This window comes from Pseudoalteromonas luteoviolacea NCIMB 1942, assembly GCF_001625595.1.
Lineage (GTDB): Bacteria > Pseudomonadota > Gammaproteobacteria > Enterobacterales > Alteromonadaceae > Pseudoalteromonas > Pseudoalteromonas luteoviolacea_A.
The window spans coordinates 1-22,179 of sequence record NZ_AUXT01000072.1 but is presented as its reverse complement, the minus strand read 5'-3'; the positions used below and the strand labels follow the sequence as shown (position 1 = coordinate 22,179).

At 43.0% G+C, this 22,179-nt stretch carries 12 protein-coding genes and 1 pseudogene; 7 read left to right on the top strand and 6 right to left on the bottom strand.

Features of this window, described 5'->3' with window-relative positions:
- Positions 1 to 30 precede the first annotated feature (30 nt).
- Positions 31 to 1,734 carry a right-handed parallel beta-helix repeat-containing protein gene (locus tag N482_RS04955; protein ID WP_063376021.1) on the top strand — a complete coding sequence of 568 codons (1,704 nt, stop codon included), beginning with the start codon at positions 31 to 33 and terminating at the stop codon, positions 1,732 to 1,734.
- A gap of 57 nt (positions 1,735 to 1,791) precedes the next feature.
- Here the strand turns inward: N482_RS04955 and N482_RS04950 are convergent, their stop codons facing one another.
- On the bottom strand, positions 1,792 to 3,963 hold the full coding sequence (locus N482_RS04950) for a M3 family metallopeptidase (RefSeq protein ID WP_081227760.1): 2,172 nt from the start codon (positions 3,961 to 3,963) through the stop codon (positions 1,792 to 1,794).
- Between the two features lie 784 nt (positions 3,964 to 4,747).
- On the opposite strand from N482_RS04950, the gene N482_RS04945 reads away from it, so the two are divergent.
- The gene (locus N482_RS04945) at positions 4,748 to 6,631 is read left to right on the top strand and encodes a PKD domain-containing protein (RefSeq protein WP_063376020.1); all 1,884 of its coding nucleotides are present in this window, start codon (positions 4,748 to 4,750) and stop codon (positions 6,629 to 6,631) included.
- Between the two features lie 483 nt (positions 6,632 to 7,114).
- On the opposite strand, the gene N482_RS04940 is transcribed toward N482_RS04945, so the two are convergent.
- The gene (locus N482_RS04940) at positions 7,115 to 9,106 is read right to left on the bottom strand and encodes a TonB-dependent receptor plug domain-containing protein (RefSeq protein ID WP_231100790.1); all 1,992 of its coding nucleotides are present in this window, start codon (positions 9,104 to 9,106) and stop codon (positions 7,115 to 7,117) included.
- A gap of 75 nt (positions 9,107 to 9,181) precedes the next feature.
- Positions 9,182 to 9,553, bottom strand: coding sequence for a hypothetical protein (locus N482_RS04935; RefSeq protein WP_063376019.1), 372 nt, complete (start codon positions 9,551 to 9,553; stop codon positions 9,182 to 9,184).
- A gap of 286 nt (positions 9,554 to 9,839) precedes the next feature.
- Here N482_RS04935 and N482_RS24710 point away from each other — a divergent pair, with 286 nt between their 5' ends.
- Entirely contained in the window at positions 9,840 to 10,082 is a 243-nt protein-coding gene (locus tag N482_RS24710) for a hypothetical protein (RefSeq protein WP_155730486.1), read from the top strand.
- A gap of 40 nt (positions 10,083 to 10,122) precedes the next feature.
- On the opposite strand, the gene N482_RS04930 is transcribed toward N482_RS24710, so the two are convergent.
- Entirely contained in the window at positions 10,123 to 10,533 is a 411-nt protein-coding gene (locus N482_RS04930; protein WP_155730484.1) for a hypothetical protein, read from the bottom strand.
- A gap of 753 nt (positions 10,534 to 11,286) precedes the next feature.
- On the opposite strand from N482_RS04930, the gene N482_RS04925 reads away from it, so the two are divergent.
- Complete coding sequence (locus tag N482_RS04925; RefSeq protein ID WP_063376017.1) at positions 11,287 to 19,311, top strand: ExeM/NucH family extracellular endonuclease; 8,025 nt, start codon at positions 11,287 to 11,289, stop codon at positions 19,309 to 19,311.
- Between the two features lie 56 nt (positions 19,312 to 19,367).
- Here the strand turns inward: N482_RS04925 and N482_RS04920 are convergent, their stop codons facing one another.
- Complete coding sequence (locus tag N482_RS04920; protein ID WP_063376016.1) at positions 19,368 to 19,667, bottom strand: AzlD domain-containing protein; 300 nt, start codon at positions 19,665 to 19,667, stop codon at positions 19,368 to 19,370.
- A gap of 527 nt (positions 19,668 to 20,194) precedes the next feature.
- Complete coding sequence (locus tag N482_RS04915; protein ID WP_063376015.1) at positions 20,195 to 20,527, bottom strand: helix-turn-helix transcriptional regulator; 333 nt, start codon at positions 20,525 to 20,527, stop codon at positions 20,195 to 20,197.
- Positions 20,528 to 20,692: 165 nt separating this feature from the next.
- Here N482_RS04915 and N482_RS04910 point away from each other — a divergent pair, with 165 nt between their 5' ends.
- The 3 genes and pseudogenes from N482_RS04910 to N482_RS24080 all read left to right on the top strand — a co-directional run.
- The gene (locus tag N482_RS04910) at positions 20,693 to 21,022 is read left to right on the top strand and encodes a helix-turn-helix domain-containing protein (RefSeq protein WP_063376014.1); all 330 of its coding nucleotides are present in this window, start codon (positions 20,693 to 20,695) and stop codon (positions 21,020 to 21,022) included.
- 118 nt (positions 21,023 to 21,140) lie between these two features.
- Positions 21,141 to 21,746 carry a hypothetical protein gene (locus tag N482_RS04905; RefSeq protein WP_063376013.1) on the top strand — a complete coding sequence of 202 codons (606 nt, stop codon included), beginning with the start codon at positions 21,141 to 21,143 and terminating at the stop codon, positions 21,744 to 21,746.
- Positions 21,747 to 22,098: 352 nt separating this feature from the next.
- Positions 22,099 to 22,179: pseudogene (locus N482_RS24080) on the top strand (Mobile element protein); the annotation flags it as partial.

Sequence of the window (22,179 nt, the reverse complement as noted above, 5' to 3'; positions counted from 1 at the left end):
AGTGTGATCCCGCCCTGAGCTTTAGATGGTGTGAACGGCGTAGACAGAGCTGGAAGAAGGCAGTTTTTAAGTGCAGGAGCGCTACTTGGTGCTGCAATACCCGTTGGAGCCGCAACATATTCAACAAATGTCGATGCGTCAACAGGTACTAGCAATATACATTTTTTTAAAGGGTTATCCGAAGCGCTTAATAGTCATCAACTAAGCGAAGGTGACACCGTATTTATTCAAGCCACAGCATCCATCATTACGCGGATCTCACCTACTTTTTACCGAGTGGTATTTTCTAATTATACATCGCCGAAAAATATCGAGTTACATACCAGTAATGTTAACAGTAGTTTAGCACTATTGCTTGAGCATGGGGATTGTATTAATTTAAACCAAGTGGCGGATTCAACGAGTATCAATGATATCAGCGATTTGTTGATAACAGGGGATAGTATTACAACGGGTGGTGTGATTGATATTCCAATTGGTAAAAATAATGTTAGTTCAAAAACATATTTTAAAGTAGACGGGCATAACAACTTCGTAAATAGAACTATCCTAGGGAGTGGTAAAGCGACAAGTGTACTCGACTTTAGTGAAGCTAATGCGGCTGATAGCGGTGTAGTTTTTGAACCTGGTGTATTTTACTCACTAAGAGATCTAGCAGTATATAACTCTAAAAGTGATGGCGTAATGCAGTTAGGTGGAGAGTTTACGTTAGACCAAACTACGGGTATTGCTTGGAACCATGCATATTTTTCAGACCTTAGAATATCTTACAATGAAGGTGACGGTATTAGTTCTGGCCGTGGTTTCTTGGGAACATATAGCAGAGTATTTGCATCTCATAACGCCGGTCATGGGTTTAACATGCAGGGGTTACACACTTCTTTAAAGTTTGATAACTGTTATTCAGCAAGAAATGAAGTTGGCTATAAAATTAACCAAGCTTATTATAGCTCTATCGGTAGTTGCGCATCGGATTTAAATAGCCAACATGGCTATGAGATATCAAGCAGTCATTCATTGAGCATAGCGGGTTCAGGATCGGAGCATAATAGAAAATCAGGTTTCTATTTGACAGCTTCAGATGCCAGTGGAGAAAACAAAAACATCAGTTTGAATAGTGTTTTTGGATTTAATAATAATGCAGCTGGTCACGGGTTTGCCAATCTACTTCACCTAAAATCAGAAAATGGAAAAGAAAATACCGCAACGCTAATTAACAGCGCCTCAAAACAGTCCAATTCAATAAGTGCAATCGAAGACGTTATTGTGGATGGAGAGGGCGCATACTTAGTTGAAGGTTTTAATGATCTACCAAATGGCGTCAGATCTCAGCGGGGTGGTTACATTCAGCACTTACCCAAGCACACAGTCTTACACAATAAAAGCGTTACTTCACCAACTGTGATTTGTCGCTTGTTGTCTCCTCAAGGGCATAGAAACTCCTATGGAGGGGAGTTAATGATACAAGCTTCAAATGGTGACCCTGCGAGTAGCTCGGCTAAAAATACGGCACTATACAAAATTGCAGTATGTAAAACAGACGGGAAGGTTTTTGTTGAGCAACTTTATGCAATGGGACGAATCGAAGGTTCAGGAAGAAGCTGGCCATCATTCAGCTGGAGCGTTAACGTTAAAGATAAAGAAGACCAACTAATCGCAACACCAATCAATGCAACCAATGGTCAGTTTTACTTTGAAGTTTTAGGTACTGGATTTGTAAAAACGACTAAATAAACGTTTTTGACAAATAAAAAGCCGAAGTACAATGACTTCGGCTTTTTAAGGGTGGGATTAGTCTAAGCCTCTGTTGCGCAGTAGTGCATCAGTGGTTGGCTTTCTGCCTCTAAAGCCTTCATATGCGTCAAAGTAGTCAAGCGTGTCACCACGGCTGTAGATAAACTGATATAAACGTTCAGCTGTTTCTTTATCAAAGATATCTTTCTTTTCTAAGAAAGCATCGAAGCCATCTGCATCTAAGATTTCAGACCACATATAGGCATAGTAAGCTGATGAGTAACCGCCTGCAAAAATATGTCCAAAGTGTGTACTACGGTGACGCATGGTGATTTCTTCAGGTTTACCATACTCAGTTAGTACTTTATTTTCAAATGCACGAACATCAAGATCTTTAACTTCTGTTTGCTGATGATACGCCATATCTACAAGCGCAGATGCAGTAAACTCAACCGTTGCGAAACCTTGGTTGAAAGTACCAGCTTGCTTGATACGCTCAAGTAGCGCTTCAGGCATTGGTTCATTAGTTTTATAATGAAGCGCGAATTTCTTCAGCATCTCAGGCTGAGCAATGAAGTGTTCAAATAACTGTGCAGGGAACTCTACCCAGTCACGAGGTACGCTTGTACCTGCTAGTGTTGGATAAGTTACATTTGAAAGTAAGCCGTGTAACGCGTGTCCAAACTCATGGAACAAAGTCACTGCGTCTGAGTAGCTCATTAACGTCGGCTCACCTTCAGCAGGTTTATTCAGGTTCATGTTGTTTAAAATTAATGGCTTAACATCGCCAGCCAGTTTCTGCTGTGTACGGAATGAGCTCATCCAAGCGCCAGAACGTTTAGTTGAACGCGCATAGTAGTCACCATAGAACAAGCCAATCGCGTTACCCGCTTTGTCTTGTACTTCCCAAACACGTACAACCGGGTTGTAAACAGGGATGTCAGTACGTTCAACAAACTTCAAACCGAATAAACGCTCAGCGGTGTAAAACTGTGCTTCGATCATATTATTTAGCTCGAAGTACTCCGCGATTTGGCCTTGGTCAAGGTCAAATTTAGCTTTGCGCACTTTCTCGGCATAGTAGCGCCAATCCCATGGTTCAAGCTTGTGAGTTACGCCTTCAGCCGCCATCTGTTCTTTGATCCACTCACGCTCTTGCTCAGCTTTTTCAACAGCTGGTTCCCATACTTTTGTTAGTAGGTCCATTGCTGTTTCAGGCTTACTTGCCATTGAATTGGTTAGTACGTACTCAGAGTGATGCTTATATCCTAGTAGTTGAGCACGTTTCGCGCGAAGTTCCACGATTTCTGCAATGATAGCTTTGTTATCAAATTCATTGTCATTGTCACCACGGTTGGCCCAACCTTTAAATGCTTTTTCACGTAGGTCACGACGTTCTGAGAATTGTAAGAAAGGCTGAACGCTTGAGCGGTTAAGTGTAATGACGTATTTGCCTGGCAAATCTCTAGCTGTCGCGGCAGCAGCGGCTGCATCACGTTGCGCCTGTGATAGCCCTGCTAGGTCAGACTCTTCAAGTACCAGCGTGAAAGCACGAGAGTCGTTCAAAGAGTTTTGACCAAACTCAGTAGTCAATGCTGAAAGGCGCTCGTTAATTTTAGCAAATTCAGCACGCTGTTCGCCTGTTAACTTTGCACCTGAACGAACAAAGCTATTGTAAACACGTTCAAGTAAACGGGTTTGCTCAGCGTTTAGAAGTGCCGAACCGCGATGCTCATAAACCTTTGCCACACGTTTGAACAGCGCTTCATTCATTTGAATTTCATTTTCATGACGAGTCAAGAGCGGTGAAATCTCACGTTGCAACTTTTGCATTTGATCGTTTGATTCAGTGTTAGATAAGTTAAAGAATACCGCAGAAACACGCGAAAGCGTTGAGCCCGCTAATTCCATCGCTTCGATGGTATTTGCAAAGTCTGCAGGGCGCTCATTGTCAGTAATCGCATCAATCTCTTTTTTATGCTCAACCATAGCTTGATTGAACGCAGGTAAAAAGTGCTCAGTTTTGATTTGACCAAGTGGCGGCGCGCCAAATGGAGTTGTCCACTCTTGGAAGAAAGGGTTTTGTTTTATGTCGCTGCTTACCGCTTCAGTAACAGTTTTCTCTGCTGCATTAGCTTGACTGGCTTGTTGCTCTTCAGGCGCTTTCGAACAGCCGGTAAATAGTACCGCCGCCGAAATGGCCAAAGCTAGGTGGGTTTTTCTTAGCACTGGGTATCCCCTAATAAAAGTGATGTAATGTTATAATATACTTGCATTTAGAATGATACCTAACTAAATTCGCAAGATGTAGGCCTTTATCGCACGAATCCATCCATTGAGCTGAAAATTGCAATATTTTCTGTCATTTTGCTAGGTGAAGAGTAATTAAACCTTTAGTAATTCTGTTTACTGCTTGGCTGATTTGGGCGCAGGTTAATAGTCACTTTCTTCAATTTGAAGAGGCGCCGTGAAGTACCAGTTATGCTTTTTGGTGCAAAGCAATTGGGGCTGATAACGCCATTAGTCTCTTTAAACTTGGTGTTCAGTTCCGGCATCAATTTATCCCCATGTGTTTGCGAACATGAAACATATTATTTCGGTTTGAAGAAAACTGTTAAAGACCTCGTGTCTTTTGAGTAGGCAGGGGTAAAATTTTAAGCCACCCTTGGTCAAAATCGAATTAAAGTGATGTCTTTTATATGTTGCGTATCAGTAATAGCTGTAATGTGCTTACGGTCTTGTTCATTAATACCAGTTAAGTTCAACGAGTTGATATCTAGGCGATTTGATTCCGAGATCAGTGTCTAGAATAAATTAGATAAGAGGTGTTAATTTTTTGAGCTTGAAAACTACATGTTATAACAGAGTTTTCCCAACTTGTGCAAATTGACGTTGAACTCTATTAACAAGTTTTGCCCAAAAAATAATCTTGATATTAACCTTGATATAACATAAGTTTCAAAAGCCTTTTTCACTTAAAGCACAATAATTACAAATAAAGGACATTTAACTGATGACATCATGTAAAGTAATCAAATCTATGCTACCGGCATGTGCGCTGTTTTTGGCGACCAACTTACAAGCCAGCTCGCTTGAAAATCAGCAAAGAGAGATCGTGGCTGAGGCTGTGCCGTATCAAATGGCATTGAGTTTAAACCATGCTCTGCGTTCTGCTTCTGGGCATTTTGAGCATACAATCCATCATCCTAACGCAAACTTTATCAAGATTAATTTTGCTAAGTTTGAATTGCCAGAAGGTGCTTATTTACAAGTTAGTGACTTAGAGGGGCGTGAAACATATCGCTATGATCATTATGACAGCGATGTCACATCCGCTATGTCAGTTTCAGCTGACGCCATCAAACTTAAGCTGGTTGTGCCAAGCCCAAGCCTGTGGCAGTCCCACCATGGAATTGAGATAGATAATTTCTTCGCCGGTTATCCTGAGTCCGAGTTGGATGCGAATGCGCAATTGTTAGCTGCCGATTTTATCGAGCCAAAATCGACTTGCGGAATTAATGAACGTCGAGATGTGGCATGTTGGGAGTCTTCTCACCCTGTTGAATTTGAGCGCGGTCGTCCAGTTGCTCGGTTGTTGATAGGTGGCCGCAGCTTGTGTACGGCTTGGCGTGTTGGTGCAAGTAACCATATGTTTACTAATAACCATTGTTTTGACACCGCGGCAGAAGCAAAAAATGTGGAAGTTTGGTTCAACTATCAGCGTACAGCATGTGGAACAGGACAGCCCAACGCAACGGTTAAAGTAAAGGGCGATCAACTATTGGCTACCGACTACAGTCTTGACTATACCTTATTCACGGTACAAGAGTTCGACAAGATTAAACGGTTTGGTCATTTTGGCCTTGATGTGACCTCGCAAACGCTTGGACAAAGAATCTATATTCCACAGCATGGCAGTGGCAACCCTAAAGAGCTTGCGATAGAGAGCGATCAAAATGACACTGGTTACTGTCAAATAGACCAGACTGTCACGGCAGGGCGAGGTAGTAATACGGATATGGGCTACAAATGTGACACTATTGGTGGCTCGTCGGGGTCGCCTGTATTGTCTGCAGAACACAACAACGTCATTGCGTTGCATCATTATGGAAACAGCACGCAATGTACGACAAAACTTAATCGCGGCACTCGTATCGAGCTAATTTGGCCAAAAGTATCTTCGCACTTTGGTGGTGTTGTACCTGTAGGAGATAATGGTAATGTAGGTAACACACCGCCTATTGCTGACATCCAAGTTAATTGTAATCAACTAACCTGTACTTTCGATGCAAGTGGCTCAAGTGATGTAGATGGCAGTATTGCTAGCGTTGCATGGCAATTCGGCGACGGCAGCGCGGCATCACAAATGCGTGTAGATCACGCCTTTGAGCAATCAGGCACTTATCAAGTGTCATTGGTTGTGACCGACAACGAAGGTGCGACAGGTACAGTGACTAAGTCAGTTTCTGTAACTGATGGTATGAATCAAGCGCCTGTGGCGGGTTTCACCTACAGTGCCAATAGCTTAACGGTGTCATTCTCAGATTCGTCTACTGATGATAATGGGGTTGTTGGCTACGCATGGCAATTTGGTGATGGCAGCATTAGTCAGTCGCAAAACCCTGTTTATACATATGGTGCGGCCGGCTCGTATACTGTATTGCTTACGGTCACTGATGGGGCCGGCAAGCAAGATACATTAACGCGCTCCGTTGAAGTCACCGCAGGCAGCGGCTGTAATGTGTCTGTTTGGGACAGTAGTAAGGTATACCTTAAAGGCAACCAAGCGTCTCAAAACGGTAATGTGTATGAAGCTAAGTGGTGGACAAGAGGCGAGTCTCCGGCTGATAACTCTACACAGTGGGCTGTTTGGAAGTGGGTAAAAGCTTGTAACTAATACATTTCTTTTTTGGCCAACCTTCACTTTTTGCTTACAACGGCAAAAGGTGAAGGTTTCTATAAGCAAGGTGTATCGCTTATTTTTTTACATATATCGTACGTACGTTGTGCTGCGCGGTAATCGTAAAATACTTCTTCCCACAGTAACTTGCCGTTTTTAAAGCAATACACATTGATAATATCATTTGCTTCAACTTTTGAGGGAGCTGCTGTAGCTAATAATGTTACGAGTGTAATGATTGTCTTTTTTATCACCACTGTTGTTAGCGGTTGTTGTATATTGTGTAAGTGTTAATATGTCAGAAGGCAAGCTATTATGCATTTTGTACTATCGGTAAACTGAATAATAGGTCGCATAGAAGTAGGGTAAATATTTAAATCTGCAGTCTGAGCGGGTAAAAATTTGCTTTGGCTATTGGGTATAGGCAAGGAGAGTCGAAACTCTCCACAATAGTATGAAAACTAATGCCTGCTCGACACTTTAGCCGCCAAATTGAATTCTTACCCCAGCATTGACGGTAAAGCCGTCATTGCGTGACCAGATATCTGTGGTCCAACGGCCACTTGGCGCTTGAATTGGCAATACAAGCGAGTGCTCTTTGGTTTGGCGGACATTTAATAAGTTTTCGGCATTCAAAAACCAACTGACGTTGTCAAGCGTGATTTGACCAAGCAAACCGAGGTGCCAATATGGCTCACTTCTATCGCGATACGGGTTATTCTCAAGGTGCTGAGTGCCTGTGTAGTAAGCTTCAAACCCAACTAGGTGACTACCGTGCTCCTCCCACATGATAACTGCACCTGCTGAGTGTCTTGGTGTAAGCGATAAAGGCGTGCGCGTAAGCCCTGTTGAATTTTCTTTTGTTGCATCAGTATACAAATAACTGGCTGTAAACTTGATGTCATGCCAGCGGTAACGAAGCAGAAGCTCGGCGCCGCGAATTTCACTTTGCTCAGATGCATTCACTATACGTACTCGCTTGGCTGAGTTTACATTGTCTATAATTTCCAATTCGGTGACATTTTCAACATCAGAGGCAAAAAATGTCACGCTGGTTTCAACGCTATCAAAGGTGTAGCTGATGTCCACAGACGCTGTTGCTGCTTTCTCTTCTTCAAGGTTATCTAGTGGCTCGAGTCGAGATAGACCGGTGTCATCGATGTCTTCAATAAAAGAGGTTGGTGCATAAAAACCTTGGCCATATGAGCCGCGAACAGTCCAGTTATTTGGATTATAGAGCATTGAAACGCGTGGACTTACCTGAGTTCCGTACTCACTATGCCAATCAGTACGGGCACTGAGTGACAGAGAAACGTCATCGGCCATTTCATAATCAAGTTGTGAAAATAAACCAGGGACGTCATAAGTGTAATTTAAGTCAGAATATTCATGAGAATCAAAAGAGTCTGATTGATATGCCACACCAACTAGCCATGCTGTTGTCTCTGTATATCCAGACAAGCTCGACTCAATTAGGTAACTGTCATGGGCGTCATTTTCTAATATTGTACCAAATTGGTGTTCGTGTTCTTGATGCATCGCTGAGCCGCGAACATTAAGGTTTAGAACCTCGCCAAGTGGCTTTTCAAAAATAAATCCGCTATCTAACCTAACGGTATCTTGAGCTTGAACATATGGGCTGCCATCGGGCATTACCGCGTTGTCAATTGTGCCACCTGTTCGTTGCTCCGTCATGGCCCCAATGGTTACGTACAGATTTGCGCCGCTATCTCCTGACCAATACAAACGCGGGCGTATAGTTGCTCGATTGTAGGCTGCCATATCTATCCAGCCATCGTTATCAAGATCTTGTGCTTTTTGATGGTGTCCACCCGCTGTGATTGACCCGCTCAGTGAGTCAGAGAGTGGTGCAGCTGCATATGCCGTAACGTCTTGTCCGCTTTTTGAAGTTGCATTGAGTAACACCTCTCCTTCAAACTCATCAGCAGGTGTACGGGAAATAAGGTTGATAACTCCCCCGAGTGCTGACCCTCCATAAAGTGAAGAGGCTGACCCTTTAATGATCTCTACAGTAGCCAGATCGGTAGGTGGGATCTGCAATAAACCAATAGATGCTGTTTGCCCACCATAAAGTGGCAGGCCGTCGCTTAATAGCTGGGTATAGCGGCCATAGAGGCCTTGTAGTTTGATATTTGCACTGCCCAGAGCAGGAGACGTATTTTGCACTCTCACACCGCCCGTTTCTGCCACCAGCATGGAGATATTTCCCGGTCGCATGAGTGCTTTTTCTTGGACCTCTTCAGCATTAATCACTTCCGTGCGAGTTGCTGATTCTGTCACTATTCTTCCTAATCTGGAGGCGGTGACTTGGATTTTTTCTATCTTACCGTTCTTATCATGGTCATCGTGATGATGGTGCTCTTCATGGCCGACGGCATACGTTGTACATGGCAACAACATCATTGATATTGCCAACTTAGAATATTGGTTAAGCATTTTTACCTCAAACATGCTAAAAACTGCTCGCAAGTTGTGCGAATTCACTTTTAAATTTTTAACGTGTACGAATTTTGGGTGTACTAACCCTTAATGGGTAAAAATGGGCGGTCTAAAGAGGGGGGCTTGTACGCTATTTGGCCGCTGTGTTTCATCATTAAAAGTCGATTGACTTTGAGCGATAACGTTAGAGGTGTTGCTTTGCGTACTCAAATAAACAAAGGCGATGCATGCATTTGCAGGGCAAATGCAGTCGGCTTCACAGCAGTCGACCTCACAACAATCGTCGTCACCGGATACGCTAGTGGTATTCAGGTCCGATACCGATTGCATTGATTGTGGAGTTTCTTGGACTCCGGTGGCATGTTCAGTTGTTCCCATGAAATTATACGCACTCGCTTGCCCGACAAAGGCAACCAACGTCGCAATAACAATAAATAATTTTGTTAGTGGCTTAAGCATATAATTCTCATAAGATAAATCGTCGTATATTCTAAGATATTTTAGTGAATGTGTGAATAGAGAGGTCGTAAACTTTCAGGGCAAGATCACGAACTTTACCTTGATTTAAAAGTATGATCTTATACTCCTTTTTTAAGTAATACGTTTATGTCTGAACCACAATTTTTAAAATACTTCGAATCAATTGATGACCCTCGACAATAAGGTATAGTAGTCCACAAGCTCTTTGATATCATATTCTTAACAGTCAGCACTGTCATTTCAGGATGTCAAGGTTGACAAGATATTGAAGATAGATTGGCTTCGAAAGCCTGTACTGCTTGAAAGTGGCATTCCACGCCAAGGTACCATTGCTCGCGTAATAATCAGCATAGACATAGCACAATTTCAAGATTCGTTTTCATCTAGGGTGAAAAGGTGTTGCAAGCTCACTCATAGTGAAGTTATTGCCTTAGGTGGGAAACGATTAAAAGGCTCGTTTACTCAAGCTGATAGACGAGATGCACTGTTCATAGTGAGTGCATTTTAAAAGCACTTATATTAACCGTAAATATTAAGATTGCTAAATGTTAGGTTGTTTTTGAGTGCTTTTTTATCACAGGGAGTACTTCTGCGAAGTCGTTATCGAACAATGTCAGGACATTTTCAAACCCATACTGCGGATACCACCCCAACTGAGTTTGTGCCAAAGACGAATCATAGACCCTATCTAAATTTTTGGGTAACACCCAATCGCGCGATTGAAATGCTTTTACGATTTTTGGGCACTTCTGTGCTAATAGGTTATCGGCGCAGTGAAATAGGCCGGACGTATCTGAGCGACTAAATGGTGTCATACCCGAAATAACAAAGCGATTGAATCCTGCAAGGCACTTTTTAATCGCACACAAGTGGGCGAGAGCCACATCTCTGGCATTAATACCTCGCGTTAAGCGATACACTGTCATTAAATCAGCAGGTTCTGGAAAACACCTCGACATTTGTAGGACTGTAACAGGCAAATCGTGCTTAGCCGCAATGACCTCTAACTTGTACTCTGCGCGTATTTTACTTTTATATGTCTAGCCTTTGTACCCACAGATCCGCGTGACACATGGGTGCTAATTCAGTCTAGATTAGTGTTGCATATTAATGATATTAAGCCATAAGCTAGGCGTTTTATTGCCAAGTCATTTAACAATAATTATTGGGGTTTTCGCTCATTTAAGCACTTAAAACGGCATAGCGGAATGTGTTAATCAGGTATTTAAAAACAACCGTTGAGGTCGTATTACATGGCTTTGTTCTGATTAGTGATGTAATCAAAGGTAATGGTAGATCGAAAAATAAACAGTTTGTAAATAATTGTGAAAATTAGAACGTTCTATTGTGTTTATTTTGTGTTTCAGATGTTTTAATCATGTTTTATTTATGTTTTTTATCACTCGAATAAGTTCGTAATTATCAACGGTCAATCATTCGGAGTGTAACTTTATCATCTTATTAGTATAGTTTAATCAGCTACTTATACGCGGACATATGTCCCTTTTATGGTACTTTCATTCGACCTCGTGTTAAATTAATCTCGTTTCAATTGTTGCCATTTGATGTCTTATTTTTGATTTATTTTTAATGAAAAGTTCATAATGGAGTATTATATTTGCCTCCCATTTTACTTTGGGAATATTTGTACCCTAAATAAAACCAATTTAACTCAAAATAATAAAACAGAGTAATAAACACACGGGAAAAATATGAACTCTAATAATAAGCATCGCACTAAACTGCGATACTTGAGGCGCTGTATAGCCATAGGACTGTGCTCAAGTATCGTTGCAGGCCAAGCCTGTGCGAATGTTATCTTCACCGAGTATGTTGAAGGTAGCAGCAATAATAAAGCGTTAGAAATAACCAACTTTGGCAGCAGTAGTATCGACCTAACCACGGTTAGCATTGCATTAACCGCAAATGGCAAAAAACTTGATGAAGTGACGCCTCTGACTTTGTCAGGGACGTTGGCTGCGGGTGGAAGTTATGTACTTTACAACAATGGTGCGAGCGATGAGCTGAAAGCGCTGGGTGATGTCGCTAGCACTGCAACATATTTTAATGGCGATGATGCACTTACACTTTTAGTCAACGGCGTAATTGTTGACAGTATTGGCCAAGTGGGAACAGATCCTGGCAGTAGCTGGGGCTCAGGTGATACAAGTACAAAAGACAAAACGCTACGTCGCAAGATTGGCATTGAAAATGGCGATACTGTTATCGATGATGCCTTTGACCCTGCGAATGAGTGGGTTGGATTTGCAAAAAATACCTTCGACGGCCTAGGTTGTTCTGGTATAGCTGCATGTGGTGGCAGTGGTAACATTCCATCTGAGATCAGCGGCACGCCTAAAACTATCGTAAATGCGACTGACAACTATGCATTTACTCCAAGTGTAACCAATTTAGATAATGACACGCTTGTGTTTACCATCGAGAACAAGCCGAGCTGGGCAAGTTTTGATACGGCAACAGGTATGTTATCTGGTACGCCTTCAGCTGCGGATATTGGCAAGTATGACAACATTGTTATCACTGTAAATGATGGCACCATCACCAATGCTTTGAATGGGTTTTCTATTACCGTCAGAGCTGCTGGTACGAATGATGCGCCTATGATATCTGGTACGCCAAGCACTTCAGTGCAGGCCACTAGAAATTATATCTTTACGCCTGTTGTCATCGATCTTGAAAACGACGATTTGGTATTTTCAATTACGAACAAGCCAAGTTGGGCGGCCTTTGATACGGCAACGGGCAAGCTTTCGGGCGCACCTGCTGAGTCAGATGTAGGCAGCAATGACAACATCGTCATTTCAGTGACTGATGGTGTCAATGCACCAGTGAGCCTACCGGCATTTTCGATTACCGTAACAGACAAGCCGGGTAGTAACTACGATTACAATACTTACTATGCCTCGGCGATTGGCAAAGTGGGCACTGAGCTAGAAAATGCATTGTCGCAGATTGCGAGGCAAGGTCAGCAAAGAATGACGTACTCGCAAGTGTGGGATGCCTTAAAATATACCGACGAAGATCCTAATAATCCAAGCAATGTATTGCTATTTTATACAGGTCGAAGTCAGGACAAAAACACCAATGGTGGTGGCACAACCGATTGGAACCGCGAGCACAGTTGGCCAAAATCCCATGGCTTCCCGAGCGAGAGCCAATATGGTTACACCGATATTCACCACTTAAGACCAACCGATGTAAAGGTTAACTCAACACGTAGTAGCAAAGACTATGATGACGGAGGTAATCCGGTTGATAACGCGCCAGGTAGCTTTACTGATAGCGACTCGTTTGAGCCAAGAGATGCAGTGAAAGGTGATACTGCTCGTATGATGTTCTACATGGCAGTGCGCTATGATGGTACAGATGGTGGCATGCCAGATCTTGAGCTTGTGAACAACATCAGCGCAAGTAGTTCACCGACGTTAGGTGTACTGTGTAATCTCATGGATTGGCATAGTGAAGATACGATTGATCAGTTAGAGCTTGATAGACACCAACGCATCGTTGAACAACAGGGTAACCGTAATCCATTTGTTGATAACCCTGAGTTTGCAGAAATTTTATTCGGTGACACCTGTCCCAAATTAGGCGATGTAGCCCCTGTCATTGGCGGCAAACCTAAACTCACCGTTGGCGCTGGTAGAGCGTATAGTTTTACACCAACTGCGTCTGATCAGAATAAAGATGACTTAACTTTCTCTATCGTGAACAAGCCATCATGGGCGACTTTTGATACACAAACAGGTCGTTTATCTGGTACGCCTGCGGTTGCCGATATTGCGGTTTATGAGAATATTCAGATCTCCGTGACTGATGGTAAATCGACGGTGTCGTTACCGAGCTTCAACATTGAAGTCGTCGACCCAAGCACGATTAAGAACCCGCCAACAATATCAGGTAAACCGAATACCAGTGCAGTTGTTGATGTGGCATACAGTTTTAAACCTGAAGCGAGTGATGCAGACAATGACACTCTGACTTTCTCAATCATCAACAAGCCGACTTGGGCAACATTCAATACGCAAATTGGTGAATTGTCTGGTACGCCATCAAGTAAAGACATCGGTATCACTAGCAATATTGTGATAGGTGTGACAGATGGCAACACCGATGTTGTGAACTTGCCTGAGTTTTCTATTCAGGTGAGTGAAAAGGTTGAAGCGAGCAAAGTTATCTTCACTGAGTATATTGAGGGAAGTAGCAGCAACAAAGCCGTTGAAATTACAAACTTTACCGGTGCAACTCTAGACCTTAGCCGCGTGACAATTACACTTGCAGACAACGGCAAGCCGCTAACGACTGAAGGGTTAAGAACGCAAACGTTGTCTGGTGAACTAAAGCACGGCGAAACGCACGTTATTGCTAATAGCAGCGCAAACGACGAAATTAAAAGCCGCCAAGACAGCACCAGTACCATTACTTACTTCAATGGTGACGATGCACTGGTTCTAATGGTCGATGGCCAAGTTGCAGATGTATTTGGTCAAGTCGGCACCGATCCTGGCAGCGCTTGGGGCAGTGGCGATACATCGACTAAAGACAAAACCCTACGACGCAAAGACGGGATCACTTCGGGTGACACAGTATTAGACGATGTCTTTGATCCAAGTGTTGAATGGGAAGGTTTCGCAAAAAATACAGCCGATGGTTTGGGTTGTAGTGGTGTTGCAGCCTGTGGTACGGACGGGGGGTCAACACCACCTCAAGTACAAATTGGCGCGTGTAATGATCCTGCTACCTTGATTAGTGCAATTCAAGGCAATGGAAAATCTAGCGCACTTGTTGATCAGTCCGTTGTGATTGAAGGTGTGGTTGTAGCGTCTTTTCAAAATGCAGGTCAACACGGTGGTTTCTTCATCCAAGAAGAAGATCAACAAGCAGATCACGATAGCAAAACATCAGAAGGTATTTTTGTCGCAGACACAAACACCAAAGTGAAGGTGGGAGAGCAGGTACGGGTGTTGGGTAAAGTGGTCGAAAAGTACGATTTAACTCAGATAAGCACGGTGACAGATACGCTCTCTTGTGCAACCGATGTGCTAACACAAGTAACACCAACTGAGGTGAATTTACCTTTTGCAAAAGACTTCGATCAAGAGTCTTTGGAAGGTATGTGGATTTCAATGCCACAAAAGCTGCATGTAACGCTTAGCCATAACTTTACGAAATATGGCGAGATTTACTTGTCTCAAGGCATGAGAATGCAACCGACCAACAAGTTCCCTAAAGACGACCCGCGCAGATTAGAGCTTGCTGAGCTTAACGCGAGAAACGTACTGCTTGTTGATGACAATTCGACACAAAGTAACCCTGAAGATATCAGTTACTATCCTGGCTTCAGTGCTGATAAGCCACTTCGTTCTGGTGCACAAGCGTCCAATATGTCAGGTGTTATTCACTATGCTTACGGTAACTACAAGCTAATACCTACAAGTTTACCTAGCTTCGAAAAGTCTAACCCACGTCGTACTAAGCCTGCTGAGCGTAAGTCAGAGCAACATATCCGTGTGGCGAGCTTTAATGTACTTAACTACTTCGTTGACTTTAACGGTCGTGGTGCAAACAACGAGAAGGAGTTTAACCGCCAACGTAGTAAGGTGATCCGCGCGATATTAGCATCAGACGCAGACGTTGTGGGCTTGATGGAAATCGAAAACAATGGCTACGGTGACAGCAGCGCTATCAAGAACTTAATTGATGGTCTGAATGAGCGTGATGATGTCAACGACTGGGCATTTATTGACCCTAAACTCAATCAAGTTGGTACTGATTCAGTGACGGTTGGCATTATTTATCGTGCAAACCGAGTTGCGCCACAGGGCACAGCACAAGTGATCACAGATGCACCTTTTGACGAGGCAACTCGCGCGCATAGACCGCCAATGCTACAGTCATTCAAACCAATTAACGGCGGAAAAGAAGTTCGCGTCGTTGTTAATCACTTCCGCTCTAAAGGTGGTTCATGTAGCGCGGATATGGATGATGCAGTCGAGGGTGCTTGTAATGGTCAGCGCGTATTGGCAGCAAAAACCGTGATCGCAGCGCTTACCAAAGCCAACGGTGAAGCGACAACCAATACCGTTATTCAAAGTGCAGATGCACCTGTGTATGCAATTTTAGGTGACTTTAATGCATATGCTTATGAAGCGCCAATGCTTGAATTCTACAGCGCTGGATTTGCTAATCTGAACATTGAAAAAGAAGCAGGTGACAATTACTCATACTACTACAGCGGTGTGGCAGGTAGCTTAGACCACATGCTAACGGCAAGTACTTCTGTAGACAGCGTTGTGCAAACGATGCATTGGCATATTAACGCGGATGAAGCTGCTGGTTTGGACTACAACACCGAAGGCAAATCTGAAGATCAGCAATCTAAGTGGTTCTCGGACTCTCCTTATCGTTCATCAGATCATGATCCTGTGATCACCGACTTCGATCTCGAAGCGGTTGTGATCCCTGATAACCAAGCTCCTGTAGCAAACGACGATACAGCGGATGCGGTTCAAGGTGATGCTATCACAATCGATGTGCTAGCCAATGATACTGACGCAGATGCGAATGCGCTTACAATCACCGCTGCTACACTCGTTTCAGGCTCTGGTGAAGTGCGCTTCACGGATGCACAAGTAAGCTATGTACCAAGTGCAGACTTTGTTGGTGAAGCAACGATTAGTTATACCATCACAGATGGTAACGGCGGTACGGCGAGTGCCAACATTGTTGTTAATGTTATTGCCAAGAATCAAGCACCAGTGGCTGTTAATGATACTGCGAGCGTACTTGAAGATCAGGTCGTGACGATTGCTGTATTGGGTAACGATAGTGACGAAAATGTTGCAACCTTAAAAGTAAGCTCTGCGACACTCACATCGGGCAGTGGCCAAGTGGAGTACTCAGATTCTGAGGTAACTTATACACCTGCGGCAAACTTCAATGGTGCAGCGCAAATCTCTTATGTAATTCGTGATGAAGAAGTTCTCACAGCCAGTGCACAAATTGCGGTGACGGTTGCGCCACAAAATGATGCACCGACAGTGGTTAATGACTCGGTTGTGGTATCTGCAAAAGTATTGGCTGAAATTGATGTACTAGCAAATGACACGGATATTGATGGTGATGCACTTAGGATCACAACGGCATCAGCGGATATTGGTAATGTGGTCATCGATGGCGATGTACTGCTATATAATGCACCGGCCTTAAATTCGGGCAATGCCACTATCAGTTACGCAATCAGTGACGGCAGCGCGACATCTGAAGGCACGGTGCTTGTTCAAATTAGCACAGCAAACCTTGCGCCAGTGGCGATAGATGACTTTGTACAACTAGATGCAAGTCAATCAACGGTCACTGTTGCAGTGTTAAATAATGACAGAGACCCTGATGGTGATAGGTTGTCACTGGTGGCGGTAAATGCAGATGCCGGTAATGCAGTCATTGCAGAAAACCGGATCGTATTTAGCACCAACGACACATTTAACGGCGTAGCTCAAGTACGTTATGCTATCTCGGATGGGTTTGGTGGTCGTGCCGAAGCTGTGTTAGAAATCCGACAAGATCAACCTTCTGCACCAGAGATCACAGTGCCGGCTGACTTAACAGTCAATGCAACTGGACAGCTGACAAAAGTAGATTTGGGTGTCGCCACGGCAGTTGATAGCAGCGGTGAGCCAGTGGCTGTTGAGCTTGTAGGTAGCAACTTCTTACCTTCAGGTGAGAACAAAGTTTACTGGCAAGCTTGTGGTACTGAAGATGTTTGTGCAAAAGCCGTACAATTAGTCAATGTGCGTCCAATGGTGAGTATGCCAGCGCCTAGTCAGATTATTGTCGAAGGGCAAACTGCAACAGTACCTGTTGTGTTAAGTGGTGAGCACTTCGAATACCCAGTGATTATTGACTTTGCTGTTTCAGGCACTGCAAGTGAGGATGATTACACAATGGCTGCTGGCAAGCTGACAATCGAGTCAGGCACGCGCGGTGAAATCTCGGTTGAGACATTGCTAGATGAAGTGAATGATTCAGAAGAAACATTGGTAATTTCGTTGGATACCACAGGCTTAAATGCAAGTGTTGAACAGCGCCACCAGATTACAATCGTTGAATCTAATATTGCGCCAGAGCTAACTCTAAACGCAGAGCAGCAAGGTGAAGCTCGCTCAATCATGGTTACTGAGCAGGGCCTTATTACGATCACCGTCGAAGTGCTAGACCAAAATAGCGCGGACACACACGTTATTGAGTGGACTGCACAAGATGGTTTGACTAACGAAAGCAACGATTCGACGGTATTTAGCATCAATGCTGCAGAGCTTTCTGCTGGTGTTTACCAAATAAGTGCGAAAGCCATAGATAACGAAGGGTTGTTTGATACGCAAAGCGTGGTATTTAAGGTCGTTTCAGAGCAACCTACGTTAGATGAAAACGCAGACTCAGATGGTGACTTGTTGAATGATGCAATGGAAGGTTTTGGTGACGACGATGCCGATGGTATTCCTAATTACCTAGACCCAATTGACGTACAGTGTAATGTCTTGCCTTCCAGTGGCAACAACTGGGGGTCAAGCCTGATTGAAGTTGAAGCGGGTGTGTGTATGTCTCTAGGTGCTCTAGGGCTTGGCAGCGATAACAACGCGGCATCGCTCAGTGCTGAGGAAGCAGTAAGTACTGGCTTGGTTAATGCCGATGAAGGTGTAGAAAACCGCGGTGGTATTTTCGACTTCGTCGTCAACATGCCAAGTGGTACAGATAGCGTTAAAGTTGTATTGCCACAACAAGCTGTGGTACCAGCAAATGCCCAATATCGTAAGTATTTACCAAACCAAGGTTGGGTGACATTCTCTGCACAAAATGGCAATGCGATTCACTCTGCCATGGGTCAAGAAGGTTATTGCCCAAGCATTAATGATGCGAGTTGGCAAGAAGGCCTAATTGAAGGTGCTTGGTGTGTAAGACTAACCTTAGTCGATGGTGGTGAGTACGACGCTGATGGCGTTAAAAATGGCAAAATCGTCGATCCAGGCGGCGTAGGTGTTACTCGTAGTGACAACAAAGCGCCAGTTGCAAAGAATGATGTGCAAGAGGTTGTTCGCAACGAGTCAGTAGTGATAGATGTGCTTACCAATGACACAGATGCTGACGGTGACACACTGTATGTAATCAATGCGGTAGCTGAGCGCGGAACAGTTACCATTAACAATGATTCAAGCTTGCAGTATCAAAGTGCGCTTGATTATGTTGGTGCTGATACGATTCAGTATACAGTGAGCGATGGTAAAGGTGGGGCAAGCACTGCATTTGTTCGTGTAAACATCGTTGCCAAAGCACAGGTGCAAAACCAAGCGCCAATCACAGTTGATGAAACCGCAGAGATGTACAATGACCAAACTATCACTATAGACGTGATTAGCAATGACTCTGATCCTGAAGGGGATAAGTTGACACTTATTAGTGCGACTGCTGATTCAGGTGAAGTTACATTCACCGATAGTTCAATCACATTCATGCCTGCTGCAAATAGCGAAGGCAAAGTGGCGATTAACTATGTCGTCGTTGATGAGCACAATGCCCAAGCGTCAGGCACACTATCTGTAACAGTGAATGTTCGCCCTAGCGGCAGCTCTGAGCCAGAAAAAGTAGAGCTCTCGAGTGGTTCTATGCCTGTACTAATGCTACTGCTTGTTATCCCTGCGTTATTACGCCGTAGAAGATAATATTTCGGTAGATTTAAAAGCCTCTGTCGCCTTTGGCTACAGGGGCTTTTTTAGTTTCAAAAAAAGACAAAAAATACAGCTAGGCTTCCAAAAGTTGTGATGTACAGGCTTTTAAATTTAAGTGCAAGCAAAATAGCCATTGTTGCACCTAAGATATAGGGATTATGAAGATTGGAAACTAGCTCCCCGTTTTGCATAAATACAATAGGTACCCAAATAGCAGTCAGTACACATGGTGCGCTGAAGCTTAAAAAAAGCTGAAACTTGGGACCAATGGTAAAAGGTAAATGCTTGGCCAAGAATAAATAGCGAGTTGCAAAGGTCACGCACGCCAGTGCAATAATCGTTGTGATCATGATTTATCCTCTTTGGCTTGGAGTAAATAGCCTGTCGTCATGCCAAGTAGCGCCGCAGCTACTAAACCAAACTCGAACTCTTCAGTTTTGAAATACAACATGCTCAGCCCAGAGACAACACATGCAAGCAAGATGGGTAAATTCGAAATGCCCGGTACGACGAGGGCGATAAAAATGGCTGCAATGGCAAAGTGTTTAAAGGCTCAGTTGGTAGGCCTGATGCTAAGCAGAAATTCTGTGAACACTTGAAGTTAAAACGACGAGCAAACTTAACACACTGTAGCGAATTACTGACTTAATTTTTTACTAGACCTTCAAAACAACACTTCCACATGTAACTAATAAAAGGTTACAGGGTTGTTCATTTTTGAAATCCTCTTCCTGTCAGGCATTGGAGCAAAATACCTGAACAAAAGCAGCGTATATTGTTTTTGGTGTTGCTTGTTCCTGTTTAGAAACTTGTTTAGTACTGTGGTAAATTAAAATGGGTGTCAACGCAAGCATTCGAGTTCTCTCTATCACTTTTATTAACCATGAGTGGTGCACTTGTCATCTGAATTTTCTACGCCTAACAAATTATTGTCGATAGAAAAGTCACCACCAAAAACTAAAGTAAGCTCAAAGGCGAGATCCACCGTCATTACTGTCTTACCACACTCGAAATTACTTATAGTCGCCTGATCAACACCAACAATATGACCAAGCTGCTTTTGTGTTAATTTTTTACTTTTTCGCAGTCGACGAATGGATTTTTGCAAGTTGGTTTTAAATTCCACTACTCGCGTATGCCTAAGGGCTCTATTGTGTCTGAGGCTTCTATTACTTGATTGTATCAATTCTAGAGCGTGATGATGAGCCATGATGGTTTCCTTCCAAATTTTATTAAATAATGAATAAACACAATTTAACAGAACCACTGTGCCAGAATCTGTACAACTTCATCACAATTACCATAGCCAACACTTGTTGAAAAAACAAATGCAGGACGTTAACATTCGTTCAATTTTTAAAGTGGTGTTTATGTTATGGATGAAATTGACCCGTTTAAATTCGGGGAAAAGCTGAGGCACTATGTAAGGAAAGAACTCATTGCAAAACAAGGCTCTGTTTCAAAGGGCTGTAAAAAAGCAGGTATTTCACGCAGTACCATGAACAATTACCTTAATGGTACTTCAGAGTTTCCGCAAAGCGTGTTAACTAAGCTGCACAATGGGTGTAAAATAAATGTGTACGGTTTTTTGGCCTCCATGGCTGGAGTTGCCGGAAAATACAATAGCGTTTGTAACGAAGAAAAATCCCAATTAGAAGCCTCTGATGAAAAGCACGAAAATAAAGAAAAAACATCTGATCAATAGTAAAGAACAGGTTTGTGCGGGCAAAAACACAGGTAAAGGTTTTGGACCTAAACAACAACGTACTACCATTTATTATCCGCCAGTAACACCTATTCCAGATGAACTCTAGGGAGGTTGAGTGAAACCATTTACTAAGCTATTGCTTACTTTTATCGCGATTAGTTTTGCCGTTCACAGCATAAATGCGCCCATCTATGAATCAATGTTATTTATAGCGTGTTTGGCTTTTGCTTTTTATAAAACCACTCATTTGCCTAAAATGAGTGTCTTTTTGCTATACCTTTTACTGTTTACGCTATTAGAAGTCATTACAACTGCCATATTGGATAACTTTGTATACGGGCAGTATACGGGCTTTACGGAAAACATCTGGTATTTCTCCTTTGCATTAATATATGACATATGTTTCTGTTTGTATTGCAGAAAGTCAGCTATTTATTTTTTAAGAGAAGAACCAAAGCTGTTTGATATGGCGAACAGTTTATTTTACGTATTCATACTGTTTTGCTTTGTAGATCTATACGCACTAGGTGAAAACTTCATACGTAACTTAGACCGCCTAGGGTTTCCCGAAGAAAAAGTCAGCCACCTTTGGGGTATAACGCATATGTATTACAATATTGAAATTTATAAATCTATTTTAATTGGCTTAGCGGCTACCTGTTTGTTCGCCAGTGTGTACACTCACCGCTCAGAAGAAGAACTCCCAGCTGAAAAAGAATGAAGCCAGCTATAAGCAAACACGATTAGCTCTTATTTTTTATCACCTAGTTGATGAGATGTTAAAGAAGACATATATGGACACTCCAATTATGTCAAGTTAAGTAAGTCTATCGGGGCAGTTTTTACTGCCTCGCTATCGTTGTTTTATTCCCTACCAGCCGCATTTCGATGATTAACCACATGCAATAAAGCGTTGCTCTGACATATATCCGGGCTTAACTGTTATTCAGCGCCCCTAATGAGCTACGAGCCTCTAAAAGACAAATTACAGAAGAAGACACCCACCTTTAATTTGGTAAAAAGCTGAGAGTCGTCTATCTTTTAATAACGGTTAAAAGTTAGGCGTTCAATTCATGGCAACAGCACGGAGTAGACAAGTTAGCTTGGTGGATACCAAGTACTATCACTGTATCTCTAGATGCGTAAGGCGAGCG